Below are 19,467 nucleotides of genomic sequence, written 5' to 3'. Positions count from 1 at the left end.
CGGTACGCGGGAGCGGCTGCTATCCTTCGACGGATGAAACTGCCGCTCCCTGAAGCCGCCGAACGCGACCTTTCCGACCGTCTGCTCGCCCATATCCGTGGGGAAATAGCCTCCGGTGGGCCCATGCCGTTCTCCCGCTATATGGAGCGCTGCCTGTACGCGCCGGGGCTGGGCTACTACAGCGCTGGCAAGACGAAATTCGGCGAGGCGGGGGATTTCATCACGGCGCCGGAACTGGGTGATCTCTTTGCCCGTTGCGTGGTGCGCACGGTGCAGCCGGTGCTTGAGGCACTGGGTCCCGAGGCCGCCTTCCTGGAACTGGGCGGCGGTAGCGGAAGCTTTGCCGAAGCCACGCTGCTGGCTCTCTCAGCGGTCGGTTCGCTGCCCGCACGGTACTTGATCCTGGAGCCCAGCGCGGACCTGCGTGAACGCCAGCGCGACCGGCTGTCAATGGCGTTGCCCGCCGATATCTTCGATCGCGTTGCATGGCTTGACCGGCCACCCGAGGAAGACTGGCGCGGCGTGCTGTTCGCCAACGAGGTGATCGACGCGCTGCCCACCACGCGTTTCACCCTGCGCGATGGCGAAGTGTACGAAGAACACGTGGTGCTCGATGGCGAAGGCAGCCTTAAGCGCAGCGACCGCCCGGCCGATGCGCTGGTATCCGCCGCCGTGCGCCATGTCGAACGGGACATCGGCCGTGAATTCCCCGATGGCTACCGCTCCGAAGTGTTGCCGCAGCTTCCCTTCTGGATGCAGGCGGTGGCGGGTTCCCTCGTTGCCGGCGTCATGCTGTTCATCGACTATGGTTACGTGCGCCAGGAGTTCTACCTGCCCGAACGCACCGACGGCACCCTGATGGCGCACTACCGCCATCGCGCGCACGGCGATGCGTACATCTTGCCGGGCTTGCAGGACCTCACCGCTTCGGTGGATTTCACGGCACTGGCTGAAGCCGGGAACAGCGCCGGTTTCAACGTGGCGGCCTACGTGCCGCAGGCACAGTTCCTGATCGCTTCGGGCTTGCAGGAGTTGTTCGAAGACGACTTCGGCAATGCCCCTGACGAAGCCACGCGCATGGCGCTGGCGCGGCAGGTGAAGCGGCTGACCCTGCCGGATGAAATGGGTGAGCGATTCCAGGCGATGCTGTTTGCCAGGGGGCTTGATGTGCTGCCGCTGCCAGCGGATGTATTGCTGGCTGACCAGGGTGGCCGCCTGTGACTGGCGTGGTCGACGCCGCTCCCCTGAACAGCAAGTCCCGCGTACTCTTTGCCAGCCTGATCGGCACCACCGTCGAATTCTTCGATTTCTATATCTACGCCACGGCCGCGGTGCTGGTCTTCCCCAAGCTGTTCTTTCCTGGTTCGGATGCTGCTTCGGCCACGCTGCAATCGCTGGCGACTTTCGCCGTGGCTTTCTTCGCACGGCCGGTGGGTTCGGCGGTGTTCGGGCATTTCGGTGATCGCGTGGGTCGCAAGGCGACGCTGGTGGCGGCACTGCTGACCATGGGTTTGTCGACCGTGGCCATCGGCCTGTTGCCGACCTACGCCAACATCGGTGTATGGGCGCCGGCGCTGCTGGCCCTGTGCCGCTTCGGCCAGGGGCTGGGCCTGGGTGGCGAATGGGGTGGTGCGGTGCTGCTGGCCACCGAGAACGCACCGCCGGGCAAGCGTGCCTGGTATGGCATGTTCCCGCAGCTGGGTGCACCGATCGGCTTCCTGTGTTCGAGCGGTGTGTTCCTTCTGCTGACTGAGACCATTTCAGACGAAGACTTCTTCCACTGGGGCTGGCGGATCCCGTTCATCGCCAGCGCGGTGCTGGTGATGGTGGGCCTTTGGGTACGTCTGTCGATCGCCGAGACACCTGCCTTCCAGCGCGCCCTCGAGCGCGAAGAGCGCGTTCGCGTGCCGATCTGGACGGTGCTCACCCGCCATCCGCGCGCGCTTATCGCCGGCACCTTCGCCGCCATGGCCACCTTCGTGCTGTTCTACCTGATGACGGTGTTCGCGCTGAGCTGGGGCACGGCCCACCTGGGCTTCGGCCGGCAGCAGTTCCTGTTGCTGCAGATGGTCGCGGTGCTGTTCTTTGCCGCCACCATCCCGTTCTCGGCATGGTTCGCCGACCGCTTTGGCCGCCGGTTCGCCATGCTGGCGGCGAGCGTCGCGGTACTGTTGTTCGGCGTGTTCTTCGGCCCATTGTTTGAGCTGGGCAGCGCGTGGGGCGTGCTGTTGTTCCTGGTGCTGGGCCTTGGCGTGATGGGTCTGACCTATGGCCCCTGCGGCACCATCCTGGCCGAGATGTTTCCCACGCCCGTGCGTTATACCGGCGCTTCACTCGCCTTCAACCTGGCCGGCATCATCGGCGCCTCGCCAGCGCCGTACATCGCCACGAAGCTGGCGCAAGGTTACGGTTTGCAGGCCGTGGGCTGGTATCTGGCGGGGGCGGCACTACTGACCCTGCTGGCGTTGGTGCTGGTGCCGCAGGCACGCGAAGATTGATTTGCGCGCCCGTATAGCGATACGAGGAAGGTGGCGGGCGAGCCAGGGTGAGACCCGCAGTTCCACGGACGGACTTTCGTCCACCTGGTCGCCCGCCAAATAACGACGGACCCCGAGTGCCGCAGGGATCGCCTGCGGCACTCGATCAGGAACAACGGGGTCTCACTCCCGGTTGCCGATGTACTGACAACGCGACTATGTTCCTCGAAGCTATCAGGCAGTTCCATCGTAACGGTCGCAAAGTTGCGAAGAAATTTCGATGGAAGCAAGCTCAAGTTTCGATCGAGGGATGTGCCTGACGAAACGACGCCCGCTTACCGAATCAGTCGCTCGCCCTGGCTTGTTTGATAGCCGCGATCCGCGCCTTCTTCAACATCTCGCCCACCTCAAGCCCCGTCTTTCCTTCAAGGTCGAGGCCTTTCGTACTAACCGTCCGCGCCGCCTCGAAGACTTTCCGCAATGCCCCGGCCTGTGGATAGGCGTTCTCTTCCATCCCCAAGCGCCCGCGCGCATCGCACTCACATGCCGTCGCCACCATGCCGATGCGCTCGGGCCGGCGGAAGCCATCGCAGCGCTGGATCACCTCGTACACGGTTGAGTCCTTCAACTCGTCGATCCGGTGGACGTTCAGGTGTTCACGGCATACAGCCACCGCCAGTTCGCGATACTCCACGGGCACTTTCAGCCGCTCGCATAGCGCCAGCAGCGGCGCCTTGCCGCGCTGTTCGTGCATCACATGGCGCGGCAGTTCTTCCGCGGGTGTCAGGGCCTTGCCTAAATCGTGCGTCAACGCGGCAAAGCCGATCAGGCTGTCGCCGAGTGCCAGTCGAGCCGCCATGGCCAGCACCATCTCGGTGTGGATGCCGCTATCCACTTCAGGGTGGTATTCGGCACGCTGCGGCACACCATACAACGCATCCACTTCGGGCAGGATGCGCGCCAGCGCGCCGGCCTCGCGCAGCACCTGCACGAAAGCCTGCGACGCCGGCTCGCCCAGGGCACGCTTCATTTCCTGCCACACTCGCTCCGGAACCAGATGATCCACTTCGCCATTGGTCACCATTTCGCGCATCAGCGACATGGTCTCCGGCGCCACGGTAAAGCCCATCGGTGCAAAACGCGCAGCGAAGCGCGCAACGCGCAGCAGGCGCACAGGGTCTTCGACAAAGGCTTCGCTTACATGGCGCAGCACGCGCTGTTCGATGTCACGCACGCCACCATACGGATCCACCAACTGACCGTGATCATCTTCGGCGATGGCATTGATGGTGAGGTCACGCCGGCGAAGGTCTTCTTCGAGCGTTACCGATGGGTCCGCGTGCATCGTGAAGCCCTGGTAGCCGCGGCCGGTCTTTCGCTCGGTGCGGGCCAGGGCATATTCCTCGTGGCTTTCCCCATGCAGGAATACCGGGAAATCCTTGCCGACGGGGCGGTACCCCTTGGCCACCATCTCTTCGGGTGTGGCGCCCACCACGACGTAGTCGCGGTCGGCCTTGTCCCGCCCCAGCAGGCGATCACGGACAGCACCGCCGACAAGATAGATGCGCATCAGCGGCGCATGCCCCGCGCGTTGTCCAGCCGGCGCTGGCGCACGTTCTTTTCCAGAAGGATCGGCAGGAACGGGGTGAACGCGGCGGAGTTGATGCCCAGCGCGGCCAGGCCGTCGACCTTGCCGACCGAGTCTGTTTTCAGCGAAAGGAAATTATCGACGGTGAAGGGCTTTCCCGGCACCAGCTGCGCTACCTGCGCCTGCAGTCGCCCCAGAGAATCGGGCAAGCCCAGCACGGCGCGCTTGTAGCCGGCGACATCGCGGATCTTCTTCACGATCTGCTGCAGCTCCAGCACTTCCGGTCCGTACAACTCGAACACACGCGCTGTGGATATGTCCCGGTTGTCCATGCACCGCGTGATCGCCTCGGCCACGTCGCCGACAAACACCGGCGCCATCTTCGCGTGAGGGCGTGCCAGCGGAAGCACGGGCGCAAGCCGAAGCAGTTTGGCGAAACGCGTTACCAATCCATCTCCCCGGCCGAAGATTACCGAAGGCTCGTAGATGGTCCAATCCAGCCCCGAAGCCTTCACCAGCGCCTCCGCGGCACCACGGCTTTTCAGGTACTGCGATTCACCCTGGCCGGCCTTGAGCGAACTCATCTGGTGCAAATGGCGCACACCGGCATGGCGGCAGGCATCGATCACCGAAGCTGTCAGATCCACATGCACGCGCTGGAAGGTGTCGCGCCCGCGCGGTGTAAGGATGCCGACCAGGTTGATCACCGTGTCGGCGCTGGCGAAGTGCTGCTCCAGTGCGCGGCGGTCGTAAACATCGGTCGTACGTACGTGCACATCCGGGATCACGCCACTGTCGCGACGCATTTCCCGGTTACGGGAAAGCAGGGTTACCTGATGGCCGGAACGTACCAGGCGGGGTACGAGGTGGCTGCCGACGAAACCGGTACCGCCCAGGATCACGATCGATTGGCTCATGGCGTGGCCTTAGGTTGTGTGCAACGGCTGCGAAATATCCACTTCAAGCATGATCTTGCCGATATGCGAGCCTTCTTCCATCGTCCGGTGTGCATCGGCGGCGCGCTCGAGCGGGAAGGTGGCATGTATCGTCGGCCGGAATTGACCGGACGCGATCAACGGCCAGACTTTATCGCGCAAGGCCCTCGCGATGTGCGCCTTGGCTTCGGCGGACAAGGCACGCAGGCCAGAACCGGTGATGGTGAGTCGGCGCATTATCACCTTGCCCATCTCCAGGGTGCCCTCACGACCACCGGGTGCGGCGATCATCACCAGCCGGCCGTCCAGGGCGAGGGCATCGATATTGCGCGGCAGGTACGAGCCACCGACCATGTCCAGGATCACGTCGACGCCGCGGCCATCGGTCAAGCGCTTCACTACGTCGACGAAATCTTCCTCGCGGTACTGGATGCCGCGCGCCGCGCCCAGTCGCTCGCAGGCCTCGACCTTGGCGGCGCTTCCAGCGGTGGCAAACACCTTGGAGCCCAGGGCCCGGGCCAGCGGAATCGCCGTGGTGCCGATGCCGCTGCTGCCGCCGTGCACCAGCAGGGTTTCCCCACTGGCCAGGCGCGCTCGATCGAACACATTGGTCCATACCGTGAAGCAGGCCTCGGGCAGCGCCGCGGCTTCAATCCAGTCCAGGCCCTTCGGAACCGGCAGGCATTGGGCTGCAGGCACGGCCACGTAGTGGGCATAGCCGCCGCCGTTCACCAGCGCGCAAACGGCATCGCCTTCGCGCAGCCGGGTGACGCCCGCGCCCAACGCCACCACCACGCCTGAAACTTCCAGCCCGGGCAAGGGCGAGGCGCCGGGCGGCGGCGGATAGGTGCCCGCACGCTGCCCGGTGTCGGCGCGGTTCACACCAGCCGCGGCTACACGGACCAGCACCTCTCCCTCGCCGGGCGACGGCATGGGCTGTGGCCCGGCCACCAATACCTCCGGCCCACCCGGACGCGTGATGGCAACGGCGGTCATCTCGGTAGCTATCATGTGCCGCGGTCTTTGACCGAGGCCGGAACGTCCGACGTGGACGTGCTGGACGCGGGCGCCGTCGACGCTGCGGGCGCGGGCATGGCGGAGGCCGTACGCGCGGGCACTGCCACCACCGGGCATGCCACTTCCTTGTGCGCACTGCCGTCGGTGGGCAATGCGTAGGTGCTGCCGATCGGCGTGATGCGTGTTTGCATCGATACCACGCGGCTGCCGTTGAGGCGCCAGTCGTAGATCACCGAAAACGCCATCACGCGGGCGACGTATTCGCGGGTTTCCTTGTACGGGATGCTGGCGATGAAGAGATCCGGCGGCAGCGAGCCGCGCTGGCCCAGCCATTGGTCTACCTTGTTCGGCCCCGCGTTGTAGGCGGCGCTGGCCAGCCACGGCGCACCGTTGTAGCGCGCAGCCATCTGCGCGAGATACCGCGTGCCCAGCTGGATGTTGGTCGGGCCGTCATACAGGCTTTCACCACCGGCCCAGGGCAGGCCGTTCTTGCTGGCCACGATGGACGCCGTGCCTGGCAACAGCTGCATCAGGCCGCGTGCATCGGCGCCTGAACGGGCATCGGACATCCATGCGCTCTCGGCGCGGATGATGCCGTAGGCCCATGCAGGCTCGACGCCGGCCTGCTGGGATTGGGACACCACGCCATCCTGGCTGGCCAGCGGGAAACGCTGTTCGTATAAGCGCAACGCGTCGCCGGAACTCAAGCCGAACACTGCGCGGTCGTACCAGCCATTTCGGTAGGCAAGGTCCGCTGCCAGTCGCAGGGTTTGCACATCATTGCCTGCCAGTGCCTTCGTCCATTCGCGCCGGCCTTCCCTCTGCATGCCCACGGCATACAGTTCAAACGCGCGACGCAGGCCCGGCTGGGCCATCAACGCGTCTTCGCGAGCAGTGTCGGTGGCAAGCTGCAACGGACAGATGGCATACGATGCGCCGACGCGATCGGCGGAAAGAAAACCGAAGAACGTCGGTTCCTGCGCCAGCTTGCGCCAGATCGATTGAGCTTCGTCATGGCGATTGAGCGCTTCAAGCACGCGTGCGCGGTAATACCGCCATTCGCCATCCTCTTTCTGCGTGGTGCTCAGCGCGTCCAGCGCCGCCAGTGCCGCGGACCAGTCCTGACGAGACAGCGCTACTCGCACGCGCCACTCGCGGGTGCTGTCGCTCTGTGCGCCGGGGGGGAGGGCGGCGAGGCGTTCGAGAGCCTGTTCGTCGAAATCGGTGGCGTGGTACAGCGCCAGCGCATTGAGCACGGCGCCGCGCTGCTGTTCGCTGAATGCAAAGCGTGGCTGCAGGGTTTGCCAGGCCGCATCGGCCTGCCCCGATTGCCGGCGCGCCAGGCGTTGTACAGCGGTGGCGGCGGCTTGCTGGTAGCGAGGCGTCACCGGCCAGCCCGAGGCGGCGGACGCGGCGCTGCCCGGGTCGCGCAGCGCCAGTGCCATCGCATTCGCCTCGGCCGTGTCTGCCGGGGTCAGCCAACCTGCCATCAGACCGATGCTGTTCGGTTGCCCGGCATCGGCCGCGGCCTGGATCCGTGCCCACAGGCGTTCGCTGGTCAAGAGGCCCTGATCGTGCGCGGCGATAAGCACGCCGTTGCATGCCGACGGCAATGAGGGCTTGTTCCACAGGCTGGCAAGGTCTTTCTGGAAGTCGAGTTTTTCGCCACGGGAGAGGCGCCCGAGCAGGGCGTCGCAGGTGAGCGCGTCACCCAGCCCGGGCCGGTACATCGCGGCGAAGGTGTTCCAGTCTTGCCGGCGTGCCAGTTCCAGCAGGAAATCCCGGCGAAGATCCGCAGCGGGGATGAAATCCGGATAGCGATCCAGGTAGGACTGCACGCGCCCGGCATCGAGCTGGTGCATGTCGTGGGTGAGGGCGGCGGCCTCCAGGTAGGGGTAGATCGGGTAACTCTCCAGCCCCGTGGCCTGCGCGCGCCAGGCGTCGCCGCCCTGGCGGGCCGTGAGATAGGCCTGCCGGAATTGCTGGCGCTGTCCGTCGATAGTGTCGGCATGCACCGCCAGCGGCAGCAGCAGGGCCACCACGAACGCGGCGCGATGCGCCATACGGGCAAACACCGGGGGACGTGGAACCGACGTGGCCGGGTGCATCCGCTCTCCTCGCACTTTTTAATTTCTCCAGTGTCCCGCAATTGTAGTGCATCGCGCCCGGACGCCCGGGCCGCTACCATTCTGGTTTTACCGGCCCTGGCATACGCATGACGGATCCGCAGTTTCCCCCACGCGCCGTGCGCGCCATCACCTGGGCCGTGCTGCTGCTGTGTGCCTGCGGCATCGTGGCGTTCTGGTGGGCCAAGGGCCGTCCGGTGGATCTTCCCGATGCCGTGAGCTCACGCATCTCCTGCGTGTCCTATGCACCTTTCCGGCTCCCGGGAGAATCTCCGACCAATCCTGGCGCGATGGTCACCCCTGAGCGTATCGATGCCGACCTGAAGGCCTTGTCCACGCGGTTCGACTGCGTGCGCACCTATGCCATGGCCCAGGGGCTGGCCGCGGTGCCGGAAATCGCCGCCCGCCACGGCATGAAAGTGATCATGGGCGTGTGGATCGGCCGCGACCTGATCTCCAACGAAAGCGAGATCAAGCTCGCCATCGAGACGGCGAAGAAATACCAGGACACGCTTCGCGGCATCGTGGTGGGCAACGAAGTACTGCTGCGCGGCGAGCAGAGCGAAAAAGCCCTTGCCGCTTATATCGATCGCGTGCGCAGCGCCACGCCGGTGCCGGTGACCTATGCGGACGTCTGGGAGTTCTGGCTGGCGCATCCGGCCCTGGCGTCGCACGTGTCGTACATCACCGTGCACATCCTTCCCTACTGGGAGGACGATCCGGTGCCACCGGAAGAGGCCATCGAACACGTGGGACAGGTGTATCAGCGGGTGAAGAACACCTTCCCCGGCAAACAGGTGATGATCGGGGAGACCGGTTGGCCCAGCGCCGGATTCCCGCGCCGCAAGGCGTCGGCATCGCTGGTGAACGAAGCGCGCTACATCCGCGAGTTCCTCAATTATGCCGCCACCGTCAATATGCCCTACAACCTGATCGAGACCTTCGACCAGCCGTGGAAGCGTAAACAGGAAGGCACGCCGGGCGGCTACTGGGGCATTTTTACCGTCGACGACAAACCGAAGTTCCCCATGCAGGGACCGGTGGTGGAAGTTGAACACTGGTGGGGCGGATGGTTGTCGGCCGGGGCAGGCGCATTGCTGATGCTGGCCACTGGCGGCTGGTGGCGTGTGCGTCGCCGCGCGGCGGCCTTCGGTATCTCGGCGCTGGCGGGTATCGCCACCGGCGGTGCGCTGGCAGCCCATGGACGCTTGTTGTGGGTGGCTTGCCAGAATGAACTGGAATGGACGGCCGGCGTTTTGTTCGCCGCCTTCGGCCTGTTTACCGCCGTGTGCATCACGCGGGCCATTGCCCGGTGCATCGGTGAAAGCCGCGACCCCGTGCCCTCATTCAAGTACCAGCGCTTCGCGTGGCTGTTCATGCTGTCGCTGTACGGTTTGCTGCTGGTCTTCGATGGGCGCTATCGCGATTTCCCGGTGGCGCTGTTCATCCTGCCGGCGGTGGGCTTTGCCTTGCTGGCACTCCTTCGCACTTCCGCCACCGTGCCGATGCTCGAGGAACGCCTGATGGCCGCCTTGTTGCCGGTGCTGGGCCTGGTAGTGGTATTCCAGCAGGGCGGGGTGAACGCTACCGCGTGGCTATGGGGTGGCGTGAACGTGCTGCTGGCCGTGGCCGTTTTTGTCGAATGGCGAACCGCCCGCGCGAAGGCGCACCTCGCGCAGGATGCCCACCAGCAGGGCGAACGCGCCTAGCTCCACGCAATACAGCACCATCGCGTATATACCGAGCGCCGCGGCGAGCACGGCCAGCCATGGGCGTCGCATCGTCATGGAGGCGATCGCTACGGCAAAGGCCACCCATCCATAGAGCTGATGGAAGATGAAGCCTTTCACCAGAAGCAACCGTAGCGAACACCACCACAGCGCGGCCTGGGCTTCGCAGGTCTCGCCGATGGCCGCAGGTTCGATGAAAAGGAACCGCACCACCGCGGCCAGGCCACCGGCGGCAAGGATCAGCAGCCACGGCGTAAGCGTGCGCAGTATCCGGCGAATAGGCATGGGGCTTTAAATCCTGATGGCGGTGGCGGCAAGTTCGGCCGGCACGATAATTTCGGCGGCAAGCGGCAGGTGGTCGGAGAAGGCCTGCGGCAGCGTCCAGCTTCGCTCCAGCGTGATGTCCGATGAAGTAAGGATATGGTCCAGTGCCCGCCGCGGCTTCCAGCTGGGGAAGGTGGGCATCACGCTGCCCGGCGGCTGCAGGGCAGTGCGCGCAAAAAGCCGGCGCATCTCGGTGCTGTCGGACGGGGTGTTGAGATCACCCATCAGCACGGCGTGTGGCGAATCGGATAACAGCTCGCCGATGAACGACAACTGGGCATCGCGCGCCCGCGGGCTCAAGGACAGATGCGCCACCACCACCACCAGGGCCTCGCGCCCGGCGCCGAAACGCGCCAGCAGCGCACCGCGCCCGGGGATGCGGCTTGGCAGCGGGTGGTCGATCACTTCGGTGGGTTCGAGCCGGCTGATAAGGCCATTGGCCGAATGCGCCAGGCGCGCCATGGCGCGGTTGGGCTGGTGCGACCAGAACGGCATGCCGGAGGTTTCGGCCAGGTACCGCGTCTGGTTGAGGAATCCTGAGCGAAGCGAGCCTGCATCGGCCTCCTGCAGGCCGATCACATCGAAACCGGAAAGGAGTTCGGCCAGCGCATCGAGGTTGGCCATCTTGCTTCGGCCGGGCAGCACGGCATTGACACTGCGCGTGACGTAGTCGGTGTACCGCTGCACGCTCGCCCCGGCCAGGATATTGCAGCTGAGCAGCCGCAGGCGGCGGCCTGGGGCTTGCTGTTCGGTGGGGACAGGTGCGGGGGATGTCATCGCGACGGACGGTTACCGGCCTAGGGCCGCGTGAGGATGGCGCCGCGCATGTGAACGCAAGGGCATGCGCGGGCCATCCTTCGGCTTCAGTGCCCTGCGCCGGCCAGTTCCCGCTTGGCCAGCCACAAGGTCATGGCGTTGAGCTCGTTGTAATCCTTGACCTTATCCGAGCGGTACTTGCCGTTGACCACAAGCGTCGGCGTGGCATCGACGCCCCAGCCCTGGATCAGTTTCATGTCGGCCTGCATCTGGCGGGTAGTCTCGGCGGAGTTCGCCGCGGCAAGGAACTTCGCCTTGTCCACGCCATTGCGGGCGTAGAAATCGGCGATCTCGTCGATGGAGTTGATCGGGTAGTTGTCGACGTACTTCGCCTTGAACAGGGCGGCATGGGTCTGCTTGAGCACGCCCAGTTCGCGCGCGGCGTAGAAGGCGCGGGCGTAAGGTTCCCACGCGGTATTGAAGGCGGCGGGCACCAGGCGGAACACCACACCAGGCGGCAGCTGCTTTTGCAGATCCTCCGCGGCGGCTTCGTAGTGGCCGCAGTGCGGACAACCGTAAGAGAACACTTCCACCACCTCCACCTTGCCATCTTTGCCGGCGCGTTGCGGGGTGTCGACCTTCTGGTAGTTGGTGCCTTCCTGCCACTGGCCGTCGGCCGTCTGGGCCGCGCATGCGGTGGTCAGCACCAGGCCGGCCACGAGGAATGCAAGATGCCTGAACTTCATGAAGCGATTCTCCGTCGGGCCGGCAGGTGGGTTTACTTGCCGGCGGCTTCCTTGCCCACCAGGAACTGGGTGAGCTTGATGGTTTGTTCGTAGCTGCCGGCATCCTTCGGCGAGAAGCGGTACTTGCCATTGACGACGATGGTCGGCGTGCTTTCGACCCCGTATGCCTTGATCAGTTCATCGGCGCGCTTCATCTTGGTATTGATCGAGAACGAATTGGCCGTGGCGACGAACTCGTCCGGCTTGGCACCATATTGCGCATAGAACTTGGCAAAATCGTTAATCGTGGGCCATGCGGCCTGCGGCTTGGGGCGCTCGGAGCGAAGGTCCATCATGCCCAGTTCGCCCGACTTCCACACCGCGTCGTACATGGCGTCGTGGCCTTTGGCATCCACGCCCAGCGCCTGCGCGGTGTAGTACACGCGCTGCAGCGCCGGCCAGTTCTCCTGCGGCACGAACGATGCCGGCAGGTACACCACGGTGGCGGCCTTGGGCATGGCGGCGGCCAGCTTGTCCATCCAGTCGTGGAAGGCATTGCAGGCAGGGCAGCCGTAGGAGAACACCTCCACCACTTCGATCTTGCCGGTGTTGGTGACGGTGGGCTGCGCCGGCTCGATGCGCTGGTACTGCTTACCCTCGACGAAGCTGCCGTCGTCGACGAACTTGGCGGCGGCTTCGGCGCGGTCCGCCGCGATGGACGGATCGACGGCAGCAGGTGTGCTTGCGGTAGTGCCAGCGGCGGCGGGTGCTGCCGCAGTGCCAGCCTGGGCCAGTGTGGGAGCGGTGGCCGCGGGTGCGGCCGTGGCGGTCGACGCTGCCGTCGGCGCCGGCGTGGCCGGCGCGGCGCTGTCGCCGTTATTCGAACTGCAGGCCGAGAGCATCAGCAGGGCAGCGCACGCGAGCGACAGGCGCTTGGGCATGGTCATTTCCTTCCTTGTTATTCGGGGGTTCTACTGGGCTTAGTTCGCCACGGGTGCGGCGGACGTCGGCTCGTTGGTGTGCAGGCCTTCGATGAAGCTGGCGAGCGCGGCGATGTCCTTTTCGTCGAGCTTCTGCGCGATCGACGGCATGATCTTGGCGTGTGCGTCGGTACCCCAGGTGGTGCCGTCGTGCCAGGACTTCAGCGTGGCCTGCACGTAGTTGGCGTGCTGGCCGGCAAGTTGCGGGTAGATCGCGCCCGGATTGCCATGGCCGTCGGGGCCGTGGCAGGCCATGCAGGCCGGCACGCCCTTGGTGGTATCGCCCTCGTGGTACAGCTGCGCGCCGCGCTCGACCAGGGCCTGGTCGGCAACGCCCGGGAGGGAATGCTTGGTGGCGAAATAGGCACCAATGTCGTGCATGTCCTGCGGGGAGAGCGCGGAGGCAAAGCCCAGCATGATCGGGTTCTGACGGGCGCCGCCCTTGAAGTTGGTGAGCTGGCGGGCGGTGTAGGACTCTACCTGGCCGGCCAGGCGCGGGTACTGGGCGTCGGTCGAATTGCCGTCCATGCCGTGGCAGGCGCCGCACACGGCGGCCTTGGCCTGGCCCGCGGTGGCGTCGCCGGGCTTGATGGCGGCCTGCGAAGCGTCGGTGGGCGCGGCCGGCGCCTGGGCGGCGACGGGGCCGCCGGCCTGCGCACCGGGTTCGGCTGCCGTGGTGCCGCCGGGCTGGTCACCGCCCGGGGTGGTCGGGCGCTGCGAAGCGCTGGCGGCCGAGGCGGGAGCGGCTTGCTGGGCCCCCACCGGTGCCTTGGCGGCACTGGCGGCCGGGGCGGCCTTCGGCGCGGCGGCCTGCTGGGCGGCTGCCGAGCTCATGACGAGCACGGTGGCGAAGGCAACGGCGTGCCGAAAACTCATACTCTCTCTCCAAGGGGAAGCTTGAACACGCCGCGCGCACCGCGCGTCGAAACCCGAGGATTATCCCCGTGCGGCGGAAGTTGAGTCAAACCACATTAAACTGACCGTCTGCCCAGCCGCGGCATCCCCCTCGAAGGCCTGTCCATGCCCCCGATACCCAACCCCCTGCAGGGCGCTGAATTCGTGCTCGCCGCCCACCGTATCGGCCAGATGCCGGCCGATCACGGCGCGGAGGTGGCCTTTGCCGGCCGTTCCAACGCCGGCAAGTCCAGCGCCCTGAATGCGCTAACCGCCCACAAGGGCCTGGCCCGCACATCAAAGACGCCAGGACGCACCCAGCAACTGGTGGTTTTCAGCCTGCCGCCCAAAGTGGATACGGCCGGCAAACCGCTCGATGCCCGGCTGATCGATCTTCCCGGCTACGGCTACGCCAAGGTGCCCGAAGACCTTCGCGAACACTGGAAGGCCGAGATCGACCTCTACCTGCATCAGCGGGAGAGCCTGCGCGGCCTGGTGTTGATCGTCGACATCCGACACCCCCTGAAGGACTTCGACCGCATGATGCTGGGCTTCTGCGCCGGCACACGGCTGCCCTGCCATGTGCTGCTGACCAAGGCGGACAAGATCTCCCGTGGACAGGCGGGCTCGGCCCTTCAGGCCTTGCGCAACGAGTACAACCGCGAGGGCTGGCACAACGCCACCGCGCAGATTTTCTCGTCATCTGAAAAAACCGGCGTCGACGAAGCCCGCGCACGTGTCCAGCAATTGCTGGTGTCCCCGCGCGACTAACCGCCGTTGGCGCGCATGAAAGCCTCACAGGCCAGTTCCATGCCTGCGCGGTCGGCTTCGTCGAAGCGCGCTACCGTCGGGCTGTCCACATCCCACACGCCCAGCAGGCTGCCGTCAGCGCGTAGCAGCGGCACCACGATCTCCGACGCCGATGCCGCGTCGCAGGCAATGTGGCCGTCGAAGGCATTGACGTCTTTCACCAATTGGGTTTCGCGCGTTTGCGCCGCCGCGCCGCATACACCGCGGCCCAGCGCGATGCGGATGCAGGCCGGCTTGCCCTGGAAGGGCCCGACGACCAGTTCCTTACCGTCGTAAAGGTAGAATCCGGCCCAATTCACGTCCGGCAGGGCGTTGAACATCAGCGCGGCGAAGTTGGCCGCGTTGGCGATGAGGTTGGTCTCGCCGGTCATCAGTCCGCCGGCCTGTTGGGCAAGTTCCGCATAAAAGGCGGCCTTGTCGGCGGTGTCGATGGGCTTGTGTTCGAACATGGCGGGACCGCCTTTCCTCAAGTACCTGTCGCGTCGTTATGGCGGCAGCGGCACGGGCATGCAAGGGCGGGAAGAATGAAAGGCGCGGTTTTCATCGCCGGTACCGATACCGGCATCGGCAAGACCTGGGTGGCAGCGGGCCTGGTGGCCGCGCTGGCGGACCTTGGCACGAGCGTGGCCGGGATGAAGCCCGTGGCCAGCGGTTGCGCGGCAACGCCTGAGGGCCTGCGCAACGATGATGCGCTGGCCCTGCAGGCAGCCAGCCGCCCTCGGCCAACCTACGGTGATGTAAACCCGGTCGCCCTGGCCGATGCCGTGGCCCCACACGTGGCCGCGAGCCGTGCCGGGGTGGACATCGACATGTCCACGCTTCGCGCCGCTTTTGATCGGCTGGGAACCCGCCACGACCTTATCGTGGTGGAAGGCGTGGGCGGCTGGCTGGTGCCGCTGGGCCCCGGCCTGCAGGCGTCTGACATCCCGCGCCAGTGGAAGCTGCCGGTGATCCTGGTAGTAGGCCTGCGCCTGGGGTGCATCAGCCACGCCCAGCTTTCGGTGCGGGCCATCGTGGCCGACGGCTGCGAGTTGATGGGCTGGATCGGCAACCGGGTGGATCCGGACATGGAGGCCGTGGATGACAACATCGCCACCCTTGACCGCCTGCTCACCGTGCCGTGCCTGGGCATTCTCGGCCACGATCAACCCGCGGCGCCGGCGCTGGGCGTGGCAGCACGACAAATTCACGAACGCTGGCTTATCAACACCCCATGAGCAGACAACGCTATTACCTCTCGGTGGACAACCTTGCCGCGGCCAAGGGCCGTGAACCCTCGCTCGCCTTCGAAGGCATCGGACCGGCAGCCCTGGCCGCGGCGCTCACCGAGGCCATGCGCAGCGACACCCTGTTCGAGCGCTGGAAAGCGCTGCAGGCGGAGCCTGATGATGTCGATCCCTCGCTGGGCGTCACCGACCCCTCGGCGCAGGCCACGGGCAAGGAAACCGGCCGCTCGGAGATCGAACTGGTCACCACCTTGCCGATGAGCATCGTCAGGCAGCGACTGACCTGGTTGATCGGCTCGTCGTGGCAGATGCGCGACATAAAGGCGGCCTGACCGAAGGCCTGCCGCGCCTTCGTGCCATGGCGCGGGCCCTTGCCGCCCGCTACGATCCGGGGCTTGCCTGAAAGGAACCCCACCATGCTCCGGATCCGCCATCTCGTGATCGCCACCTCGCTTGCCCTGGGCGCCTGCTCGTCACACACCGACCAGGCCCCGGTCCCGGCATCGCCCGGTACGGCAGACAGCGCTCCCGCGTCCGCCGTGACCACGGCTTCGGCCGCTTCGCAGGCGAACCCGTTCTATACGGAAAGCACCCTGCCATTCCACGCGCCGGACTTCTCGAAGATCAAGGATTCGGACTTCCAGCCGGCGATGGAGGAAGGCATGCGCCAGAAGCTGTCGGAAGTGGAGCAGATCGCCAACCAGCCGGCGGAGCCCACTTTCGACAACACCTTCGTGGCACTGGAGCGCTCAGGCGCGTTGCTGACGCGGGTGAACCACGTGTTCGATGCGCTGACCGGCGCCAACACCAACGACACATTGCAGAAGATCCAGGAAGACGAAGCGCCGAAGCTTGCCGCGAACCAGGATGCGATCTACCTCAATCCCAAGCTCTTCGCCCGCATCAAGAAGGTCTACGACGATCGCGAGAAGCTGAACCTGCAGCCGGAAGACAAGCGCCTGGTGGAGTGGTACCACGATGACTTCGTGCACAACGGCGCGAACCTCAACGACGACCAGAAAGACCAGCTGAAGAAGTACAACGGCGAACTGTCCACGTTGTCCACGCAGTTCACCAACAAGCTGCTCGCGGCCACCAAAGACGGCGCCCTGGTGGTGGACGACCGGAAACAGCTGGCCGGCCTTTCCGATGCCGACATCGCCGCTGCGGCCCAGGCGGCGAAGGATCGCAAGCTCGACGGCAAATGGGTGCTCACCCTGCAGAACACCACGCAGCAACCACTGCTGCAGTCGCTCACCGACCGCGGCACGCGCGAGAAGCTGTTCAAGGCCTCGTGGAACCGCGCTGAGAAGGGCGACGCCAACGACACGCGCGAGATGATCGTGCGCATCGCCCAGCTGCGCGCCCAGCGCGCCAAGCTCCTGGGTTTCCCCAATTATGCCGCCTGGGAATTGACCGACCAGATGGCCAAGACCCCGGAAGCCGCCGAGGGTTTCATGGAGAAGCTTGCCCCCGCGGCGGTCGCCCGCGCCCATGCCGAGGGCAAGGACATCCAGGCGGTGATCGACAAGCAGCACGGTGGTTTCAAGCTGCAGCCGTGGGACTGGAACCTCTACGCCGAACAGGTGCGCAAGGCCAAATACGATCTGGACGAATCGCAGATCAAGCCGTACTTCGAACTGGACAACGTGCTGCAGAACGGCGTGTTCTACGCCGCCAACCAGCTGTACGGCCTCACCTTCAAGGAACGCAAGGACCTCCCGGTGTACCAGCCGGACGTGCGCGTCTTCGAGGTATTCGACAAGGACGGCACGTCGCTTGCGCTGTTCTACGCCGACTACTACAAGCGCGATAACAAGAACGGCGGCGCCTGGATGAGCAACTTCGTCGACCAGTCGAAGCTGCTGGGCGACAAGCCGGTGATCTACAACGTGTGCAACTTCACCAAGCCGGCCGATGGCCAGCCTGCGCTGATCAGCTTCGACGATGTGGTCACCATGTTCCATGAGTTCGGGCACGGCCTGCACGGGATCTTCGCCAACACCCAGTACCCGAGCCTGTCCGGCGCCAACACGCCGCGCGATTTCGTCGAATTCCCCTCGCAGTTCAATGAGCATTGGGCAACCGATCCGAAGATCTTCGCCCATTACGCCAGGCACTACCAGACGCATGCGCCGATGCCGGCGGAACTGGTGCAGAAGATCAAGAACGCGCGTGACTTCAACCAGGGCTACGCGATGAGCGAACTCATCGGTGCGGCGCTGCTGGACATGCAGTGGCATTCGATCTCCCCGGACGCACCGAAGCAGGACGCTGATGCCTTCGAAATGGCGGCGTTGAAAAAAACCGGGATGGATAACCCGCAGGTGCCGCCGCGTTACCGTTCCAGCTATTTCCAGCACATCTGGGGCAGCGAGTACGCTGCCGGCTACTACGCGTACCTCTGGACCCAGATGCTTGCCGACGACGCCTTCCAGGGTTTCGTCGACAAGGGTGGCCTGACCCTCGAGAACGGCCAGCGCTTCCGCGACATGGTGCTCTCGCGTGGCAATACCGTGGAGCTGGGCAAGCTTTACCGCGACTGGCGTGGCGCTGATCCGACGATCGGGCCGATGCTGAAGAACCGCGGTTTGCAGAAGTAAGCGCGCCGGTGATATCGCTTGCCATGGCGCCCCGGGTTCCGGTGCGTCATGGCGGGTGGTGCATCACCCGGCGAAATGGTCTAGTTCGAAATGCCCTAGTTTCGCCGCGCGGACGAGCGCCTATCATCGTTCGTTGCCGGCCGTGCAGGGGCCGCCGGTCCTTTCATCCATACAGGACTTGCGCACCATGCACGACATGAAGAAGCTGGACAATTTGAAGCACCTGGACAAGGGTGCCCCCGAAGCGATGAAGGCCTTCTGGGCGTTCGACAAGGCCGCTTTTGCCGAAGGCGCGCTGTCAGGACAGGTCAAGCAGCTGATCGCGATCGGCGTGGCGCTCACCACGCAGTGCCCCTACTGCATCGAGCTCCACACCAAGGCCGCGCGTGATGCTGGCGCTACCGATGCGATGCTGGCGGAAGCCACGCTGGTAGCCGCGGCGATCCGCGCCGGTGGTGCGGTGACTCACGGCGCGCATTGCTTCTAGAGAGATTGAGCAGCGGCCGGATCGCAGGATCGGGCCGCCGCACCGGCAAGCGGACTAGTACGCAAACTCGCCGAAGACAGGATCCACCGAGCCACCCCAGGCACCGTGGAACAGCTCGAGCTTCTGCTCGGCGGGCGTCTGGTTGGACAACGCCACTTCATTGAGCGGTGCAAGGAACATGCTTTCATCCGCGCCCCGGCCATTCACCCGGGCGCGGCGCTGCAATCCGTGTTCGGCGATCTTCAGTGCTTCCAGGGCAAGGGCACGCACGGTGCGGCCCCGGAAAGGCAGCTTCAGTGCCTGCTTCGGCACGCCGTCGCGCAGGGCGTGGCGTTCTTCGCGGGAGAAATCCTTGACCAGGTCCCACGCGGCGTCCAGTGCGGTGTCGTCGTACAGCAGACCCACCCAGAATGCCGGTAACGCACACAAGCGACCCCACGGGCCGCCGTCCGCGCCGCGCATTTCAAGATACTGCTTCAGGCGCACTTCCGGGAAAGCGGTGGTGAGGTGGTCGGCCCAGTCTTTCATGGTCGGACGCACACCCGGCAATGCATCGAGCTTGCCGTCCATGAAATGCCGGAAATTCTTGCCGGAGAGATCCAGGTATTTGCCGTCGCGGTAACTGAAGTACATCGGCACGTCGAGAATGTAGTCGACATAGCGCTCGTAACTGAAGCCATCTTCGAAGACGAAATCGAGCATGCCGGTGCGGTCGGCGTCGGTGTCGGTCCACACATGCGAGCGATACGACAGGAAACCGTTTGGCTTGCCTTCGGTGAAGGGTGAATC

At 65.2% G+C, this 19,467-nt stretch carries 19 protein-coding genes; 8 read left to right on the top strand and 11 right to left on the bottom strand.

Going from position 1 to position 19,467, the window contains the following annotated elements:
• Window positions 1–33 precede the first annotated feature (33 nt).
• Together VGM61_RS01480 and VGM61_RS01475 are read left to right on the top strand one after the other, a co-directional pair.
• On the top strand, window positions 34–1,221 hold the full coding sequence (locus VGM61_RS01480) for a class I SAM-dependent methyltransferase (protein ID WP_331520935.1): 1,188 nt from the start codon (window positions 34–36) through the stop codon (window positions 1,219–1,221).
• 5 nt (window positions 1,222–1,226) lie between these two features.
• Window positions 1,227–2,498 carry an MFS transporter gene (locus VGM61_RS01475; RefSeq protein WP_331520956.1) on the top strand — a complete coding sequence of 424 codons (1,272 nt, stop codon included), beginning with the start codon at window positions 1,227–1,229 and terminating at the stop codon, window positions 2,496–2,498.
• Window positions 2,499–2,820: 322 nt separating this feature from the next.
• Here the strand turns inward: VGM61_RS01475 and VGM61_RS01470 are convergent, their stop codons facing one another.
• Genes VGM61_RS01470 through VGM61_RS01455 form a run of 4 tightly spaced genes read right to left on the bottom strand, consistent with a single transcriptional unit; the run spans window position 2,821 to window position 8,080 of the window.
• Entirely contained in the window at window positions 2,821–4,047 is a 1,227-nt protein-coding gene (locus tag VGM61_RS01470; protein WP_331520933.1) for a multifunctional CCA addition/repair protein, read from the bottom strand.
• Window positions 4,047–4,982, bottom strand: a complete 936-nt coding sequence (locus VGM61_RS01465) for a complex I NDUFA9 subunit family protein (RefSeq protein WP_331520931.1) — start codon at window positions 4,980–4,982, stop codon at window positions 4,047–4,049. The genes VGM61_RS01470 and VGM61_RS01465 overlap by 1 nt, the downstream gene beginning before the upstream one ends.
• 9 nt (window positions 4,983–4,991) lie before the next feature.
• Window positions 4,992–5,996 carry an NAD(P)H-quinone oxidoreductase gene (locus VGM61_RS01460; protein ID WP_331520930.1) on the bottom strand — a complete coding sequence of 335 codons (1,005 nt, stop codon included), beginning with the start codon at window positions 5,994–5,996 and terminating at the stop codon, window positions 4,992–4,994.
• An 11-nt stretch (window positions 5,997–6,007) separates the two neighbouring features.
• Window positions 6,008–8,080: a transglycosylase SLT domain-containing protein gene (locus VGM61_RS01455; protein WP_331520929.1), complete on the bottom strand. Its 2,073-nt coding sequence runs from the start codon at window positions 8,078–8,080 to the stop codon at window positions 6,008–6,010.
• Between the two features lie 152 nt (window positions 8,081–8,232).
• Between VGM61_RS01455 and VGM61_RS01450 the strand changes: the two genes are divergently transcribed.
• Window positions 8,233–9,852 (top strand): glycoside hydrolase family 17, encoded by a 1,620-nt coding sequence (locus VGM61_RS01450; RefSeq protein WP_331520928.1) that lies wholly within the window; start codon window positions 8,233–8,235, stop codon window positions 9,850–9,852.
• Here VGM61_RS01450 and VGM61_RS01445 read toward each other — a convergent pair.
• The 5 genes from VGM61_RS01445 to VGM61_RS01425 form a co-directional block, all read right to left on the bottom strand.
• Window positions 9,739–10,158, bottom strand: coding sequence for a hypothetical protein (locus tag VGM61_RS01445; RefSeq protein WP_331520927.1), 420 nt, complete (start codon window positions 10,156–10,158; stop codon window positions 9,739–9,741). The genes VGM61_RS01450 and VGM61_RS01445 overlap by 114 nt on opposite strands.
• 6 nt (window positions 10,159–10,164) lie before the next feature.
• The gene (locus VGM61_RS01440) at window positions 10,165–10,974 is read right to left on the bottom strand and encodes an endonuclease/exonuclease/phosphatase family protein (protein ID WP_331520926.1); all 810 of its coding nucleotides are present in this window, start codon (window positions 10,972–10,974) and stop codon (window positions 10,165–10,167) included.
• Window positions 10,975–11,060: 86 nt separating this feature from the next.
• Window positions 11,061–11,699: a thiol:disulfide interchange protein DsbA/DsbL gene (locus VGM61_RS01435; protein WP_331520925.1), complete on the bottom strand. Its 639-nt coding sequence runs from the start codon at window positions 11,697–11,699 to the stop codon at window positions 11,061–11,063.
• 32 nt (window positions 11,700–11,731) lie between these two features.
• Complete coding sequence (locus VGM61_RS01430; protein ID WP_331520924.1) at window positions 11,732–12,619, bottom strand: thiol:disulfide interchange protein DsbA/DsbL; 888 nt, start codon at window positions 12,617–12,619, stop codon at window positions 11,732–11,734.
• 39 nt (window positions 12,620–12,658) lie between these two features.
• On the bottom strand, window positions 12,659–13,534 hold the full coding sequence (locus tag VGM61_RS01425) for a c-type cytochrome (RefSeq protein ID WP_331520923.1): 876 nt from the start codon (window positions 13,532–13,534) through the stop codon (window positions 12,659–12,661).
• A 144-nt stretch (window positions 13,535–13,678) separates the two neighbouring features.
• Between VGM61_RS01425 and yihA the strand changes: the two genes are divergently transcribed.
• Window positions 13,679–14,323, top strand: coding sequence for a ribosome biogenesis GTP-binding protein YihA/YsxC (gene yihA / locus VGM61_RS01420; RefSeq protein ID WP_331520922.1), 645 nt, complete (start codon window positions 13,679–13,681; stop codon window positions 14,321–14,323).
• On the opposite strand, the gene VGM61_RS01415 is transcribed toward yihA, so the two are convergent.
• Window positions 14,320–14,811 (bottom strand): GAF domain-containing protein, encoded by a 492-nt coding sequence (locus tag VGM61_RS01415; protein ID WP_331520921.1) that lies wholly within the window; start codon window positions 14,809–14,811, stop codon window positions 14,320–14,322. The genes yihA and VGM61_RS01415 overlap by 4 nt on opposite strands.
• Window positions 14,812–14,886: 75 nt before the next feature.
• Here VGM61_RS01415 and bioD point away from each other — a divergent pair, with 75 nt between their 5' ends.
• The 4 genes from bioD (at window position 14,887) to VGM61_RS01395 (ending at window position 18,678) form a co-directional block, all read left to right on the top strand.
• Entirely contained in the window at window positions 14,887–15,579 is a 693-nt protein-coding gene (gene bioD, locus VGM61_RS01410) for a dethiobiotin synthase (protein WP_331520920.1), read from the top strand.
• Window positions 15,576–15,920 carry a hypothetical protein gene (locus VGM61_RS01405; protein WP_331520919.1) on the top strand — a complete coding sequence of 115 codons (345 nt, stop codon included), beginning with the start codon at window positions 15,576–15,578 and terminating at the stop codon, window positions 15,918–15,920. The genes bioD and VGM61_RS01405 overlap by 4 nt, the downstream gene beginning before the upstream one ends.
• 84 nt (window positions 15,921–16,004) lie before the next feature.
• Complete coding sequence (gene dcp / locus VGM61_RS01400; RefSeq protein WP_331520918.1) at window positions 16,005–18,191, top strand: peptidyl-dipeptidase Dcp; 2,187 nt, start codon at window positions 16,005–16,007, stop codon at window positions 18,189–18,191.
• A gap of 187 nt (window positions 18,192–18,378) precedes the next feature.
• Window positions 18,379–18,678 carry a carboxymuconolactone decarboxylase family protein gene (locus tag VGM61_RS01395; RefSeq protein WP_331520917.1) on the top strand — a complete coding sequence of 100 codons (300 nt, stop codon included), beginning with the start codon at window positions 18,379–18,381 and terminating at the stop codon, window positions 18,676–18,678.
• A 54-nt stretch (window positions 18,679–18,732) separates the two neighbouring features.
• On the opposite strand, the gene VGM61_RS01390 is transcribed toward VGM61_RS01395, so the two are convergent.
• The coding region (locus tag VGM61_RS01390) for a glutamate--cysteine ligase (protein WP_331520916.1) at window positions 18,733–19,467 on the bottom strand (735 nt) is incomplete at its 5' end.

The organism is Pinirhizobacter sp. (assembly GCF_036499745.1).
Classification (GTDB): domain Bacteria; phylum Pseudomonadota; class Gammaproteobacteria; order Xanthomonadales; family Rhodanobacteraceae; genus Pinirhizobacter.
Note: the sequence above shows the minus strand (reverse complement) of the source record. Positions and strands in the feature narration are given on the sequence as shown.

Coding starts and splice junctions, on each gene's coding strand:
- VGM61_RS01480 (WP_331520935.1), top strand. CDS start 34: ATGAAACTGCCGCTCCCTGAAGCCGCCGAACGCGACCTTTCCGACCGT.
- VGM61_RS01470 (WP_331520933.1), bottom strand. CDS start 4,047: ATGCGCATCTATCTTGTCGGCGGTGCTGTCCGTGATCGCCTGCTGGGG.
- VGM61_RS01465 (WP_331520931.1), bottom strand. CDS start 4,982: ATGAGCCAATCGATCGTGATCCTGGGCGGTACCGGTTTCGTCGGCAGC.
- VGM61_RS01460 (WP_331520930.1), bottom strand. CDS start 5,996: ATGACCGCCGTTGCCATCACGCGTCCGGGTGGGCCGGAGGTATTGGTG.
- VGM61_RS01455 (WP_331520929.1), bottom strand. CDS start 8,080: ATGGCGCATCGCGCCGCGTTCGTGGTGGCCCTGCTGCTGCCGCTGGCG.
- VGM61_RS01450 (WP_331520928.1), top strand. CDS start 8,233: ATGACGGATCCGCAGTTTCCCCCACGCGCCGTGCGCGCCATCACCTGG.
- VGM61_RS01445 (WP_331520927.1), bottom strand. CDS start 10,158: ATGCCTATTCGCCGGATACTGCGCACGCTTACGCCGTGGCTGCTGATC.
- VGM61_RS01440 (WP_331520926.1), bottom strand. CDS start 10,974: ATGACATCCCCCGCACCTGTCCCCACCGAACAGCAAGCCCCAGGCCGC.
- VGM61_RS01435 (WP_331520925.1), bottom strand. CDS start 11,699: ATGAAGTTCAGGCATCTTGCATTCCTCGTGGCCGGCCTGGTGCTGACC.
- VGM61_RS01430 (WP_331520924.1), bottom strand. CDS start 12,619: ATGCCCAAGCGCCTGTCGCTCGCGTGCGCTGCCCTGCTGATGCTCTCG.
- VGM61_RS01425 (WP_331520923.1), bottom strand. CDS start 13,534: ATGAGTTTTCGGCACGCCGTTGCCTTCGCCACCGTGCTCGTCATGAGC.
- yihA (WP_331520922.1), top strand. CDS start 13,679: ATGCCCCCGATACCCAACCCCCTGCAGGGCGCTGAATTCGTGCTCGCC.
- VGM61_RS01415 (WP_331520921.1), bottom strand. CDS start 14,811: ATGTTCGAACACAAGCCCATCGACACCGCCGACAAGGCCGCCTTTTAT.
- bioD (WP_331520920.1), top strand. CDS start 14,887: ATGAAAGGCGCGGTTTTCATCGCCGGTACCGATACCGGCATCGGCAAG.
- VGM61_RS01405 (WP_331520919.1), top strand. CDS start 15,576: ATGAGCAGACAACGCTATTACCTCTCGGTGGACAACCTTGCCGCGGCC.
- dcp (WP_331520918.1), top strand. CDS start 16,005: ATGCTCCGGATCCGCCATCTCGTGATCGCCACCTCGCTTGCCCTGGGC.
- VGM61_RS01395 (WP_331520917.1), top strand. CDS start 18,379: ATGCACGACATGAAGAAGCTGGACAATTTGAAGCACCTGGACAAGGGT.